Annotated in this window: 3 protein-coding genes; all 3 read left to right on the forward strand. The window is 70.1% G+C overall.

Features of this window, described 5'->3' with window-relative positions; all coding sequences use genetic code 11:
• The first annotated feature begins 168 nt into the window (after positions 1-168).
• The 3 genes from AC08OQ_RS18990 to AC08OQ_RS19000 are packed head-to-tail and all read left to right on the forward strand — an operon-like array spanning position 169 to position 2,674.
• Complete coding sequence (locus tag AC08OQ_RS18990) at positions 169-1,662, forward strand: helix-turn-helix domain-containing protein (RefSeq protein ID WP_476602397.1); 1,494 nt, start codon at positions 169-171, stop codon at positions 1,660-1,662.
• An 8-nt stretch (positions 1,663-1,670) separates the two neighbouring features.
• Complete coding sequence (locus tag AC08OQ_RS18995) at positions 1,671-2,420, forward strand: NAD-dependent epimerase/dehydratase family protein (RefSeq protein WP_476602398.1); 750 nt, start codon at positions 1,671-1,673, stop codon at positions 2,418-2,420.
• Positions 2,417-2,674 carry a hypothetical protein gene (locus AC08OQ_RS19000; protein WP_476602399.1) on the forward strand — a complete coding sequence of 86 codons (258 nt, stop codon included), beginning with the start codon at positions 2,417-2,419 and terminating at the stop codon, positions 2,672-2,674. Before AC08OQ_RS18995 ends, AC08OQ_RS19000 begins: the two co-directional genes overlap by 4 nt.
• Positions 2,675-2,908: the final 234 nt, after the last annotated feature.

A 2,908-nucleotide genomic window follows, 5' to 3' on the forward strand; every position in this document is an offset into this window, starting at 1 on the left:
GCCAGGAACAGTCCCAGCCCCGTCACTACCGATCGCGGTCACCCCGACGTGATCCGAACAAGAGATCAAGAAGCTGGCTCATCGCACGCACGTGCGGAAGACAAGCCTAGATGCCCGGCTCGTTATGCTCACTTCGCGTAACACGATTGTCGGACGAGAGGGTTGCGGGTGACCGGTCACACTTGGCTATGGACGCCGCCGCGTTCTACTCCCACCAGCGTTGGTGTGGGCCAACTCCTACGCGCGTACCGGCAGGCCCACGGCCTCACGCAGCAGCAGCTCGCCGACCGTCTGGGCTTCGACCAGTCCTACGTATCCAAGGTGGAGAGCGGCCGGCGGGCTATCCACGACATCTCGACGCTCCGTCACATCGCCCGCAATCTGGCGCTGTCCCCCGAGGACGTCGGCCTGGCTCCGGGATCGATGACGGACCGTCGCCGGGAGACTGCGCCGCACAGTCCGGCGGCCGAGCAGGCCGCCGCGAGCCAACGCGCGTGGCGGCTCACCCGCGATCATCTCAACCACCATCGGATCAGCCTCGCCCGCGCGGCGGTGCGGCTCTACCCGGAAACCGACCGGCTCGGCAGCGGGCTACTGGCCCGGCCCGGCTGGGTGTGGGACACCCCGGTGGACATCGACGATGTCACCCTTGAGTGGCACGATAGCGTCGAGGCCCCCACGATCAGGGGGGACGAACCCGAGACGGCCGGTAGCCGGCCCCTGCTTGGTGGAGGCGGTCAGCAGAACCGCTACCAGCGATACACGCGGGCGATGCGGGATCTCGACCGGCCGACTCTGTTCGAGAACCGGCTCAGCTTCCGCCTGCTCGATATCGGCGGTGACGGGACCGCGGGACCGTCGACGGACAACCATCCGTCGCTGAGCTTCGCCCACACGACGTACTTCGACGCCGTTGACATCTGCGAGACCGTCGCACACGAGACGGCGGCCGCGATGGCCGGCAGCGGACTGTCCTGGCCCGCGCTGCCCTTCCGGGCGCGCATCGGAGATCCGTTCGACTTCACCCGGCGGGCGGCCCTGCCGTCCATCAACACGCTCACGATCCGCCACGATCGCGGCGGTCAGGCGAGCTTCTTCCTGCACCGGCGCAGCGCGGGCTCGGTCGCGACCGCGGGCGAGGTGTACCACGTCATCCCGGCCGGGGTCTTCCAGCCGTCGGGCATCACCCCGTTCCACCATGAGGCCGACTTCGACCTGTGGCGCAACATCATGCGTGAGCTGAGCGAGGAGCTGCTGGGCAACCCGGAGCACGACGGCAGCTCGTCCAGCCCGATCGGCTATGACACCGACGAGCCGTTCCGTTCGTTCGAGCAGGCGCGTCGGTCCGGCGCCATGCGGGTGTCGTACTTCGGGATCGGGCTGGACGCGCTCACCCTGTTCGGCGAGATCCTCACCGTCGTCGTGGTGGACGCCGACGCCTTCGACCGGCTGTTCGGCAGCATGGTCCAGAGCAATGCCGAGGGATCGGTCGTCACCGCGGGTCCGAACCGGTCGGTGACCGAGGGCATCCCGTTCACCCACTCGGCACTGCGCCGTCTCGTCGACACCGAGCCCATCGCCCCGTCGGCCGCCGCCTGCCTGGAACTCGCCTGGCGCCACCGGGAGATCCTCCTCGGGATGCGCGTGCGGGCCGCATCCTGATCCCGGACATGCGCGTCCTTGTCACCGGCGCGGCCGGCTTCATCGGCGGAGTGGTCACGGACATGCTCGCCACCGCCGGGCACCAAGTTACGGCGATGGTCCGCGAGCCGATGACCACGCCGCGGTTCGCCCCCGATATCGAGGTGGTGGCCGCGGACCTGCTCGATCCCCGCCAGCTGGCCGCGGCGGGGGTCAGCCGAGGATTCGAGGGAGTATGCCATCTCGCGGCCCTGACCCGGGTGCGGGAGTCGCGGCTGGATCCCGTGCGCTACTTCCAGACGAACCTGACCGGCACCATCAACCTGCTGGCTGCCCTGGAGGAGGGCGCCGAGCACACCGGAGTCGCACCCGCGTTCGTCTTCGGATCCACCTGCGCGGTCTACGGCAACGTCGACCTCGCGCGGATCCCGGAGACCTGCCCACCCGACCCGGTGAACCCCTACGGAACCTCCAAGTTCGCCGCCGAGCGGCTGCTGTCCCACCAGGCCGGCACCGGGCTGCTCGGCGCGGTGATCCTACGTTCCTTCAACGTCGCGGGTGCCGTCGCGGGACACATCGACCGCGACGGCAGCCGGATCATCCCGGCGGCGATCGCCGTGGCGAGCGGGTGCCGGGATGTGTTCCGGGTCAATGGGGACGGCCTCGCGCTGCGGGAGTACGTCCACGTCGTGGACATGGCAACGGCCTACCTGACGGCGCTGGTCGCCGCGCGCCCGGGCACTGCGCGGTGTTCAACGTGGGCAGCGGCGTCGGGGTGAGTGTCACTGACGTGCTCGCCGCGGTCGGCCGGGTCGCTGGGCGCCCGGTCCGCCGCGTCCACTGTCCGCCGGTCTCCGAACCGAAGACGCTGATCGGTGACAGCACCCGGATCCGCGCCGATCTCGGCTGGAGTTCTCCGGCGTCGAGCATCGACCGCATCGTCGCCGACGTGTGGCGCTGGGGCCGGGGGCCGACACCGGCCGGGGCCGCCGCCCTGCCGCCACGCCAGCGGATCGCTCCGAGCATCACCTGAGACCCCGCGGGGCCCACACCGGCCCCGCGGTGGCCCACACCGGCCCCACATTGACCCTGCGGTAGCCCACACCGGCCCCGCGGTAGCCCGCGGTGCGGCAGGCTCCGGCGGGCATCCCTCCCGGCTCTTTCTCCTGGCCCGAGGGCCACCCGCCAGCCAACATAAAGTAGCAGGCTGGTTGCAGGCAGGCATACTTCGTAAGGCCTTCCATCGGCCGGCCTATCCTCGTATGCC

The sequence above is a fragment of the Frankia sp. CcCS3 genome (assembly GCF_977927575.1).

Excerpts from the sequence above, each read along its gene's own strand:
- AC08OQ_RS18995 (WP_476602398.1), top strand. The coding sequence starts at position 1,671 with ATGCGCGTCCTTGTCACCGGCGCGGCCGGCTTCATCGGCGGAGTGGTC.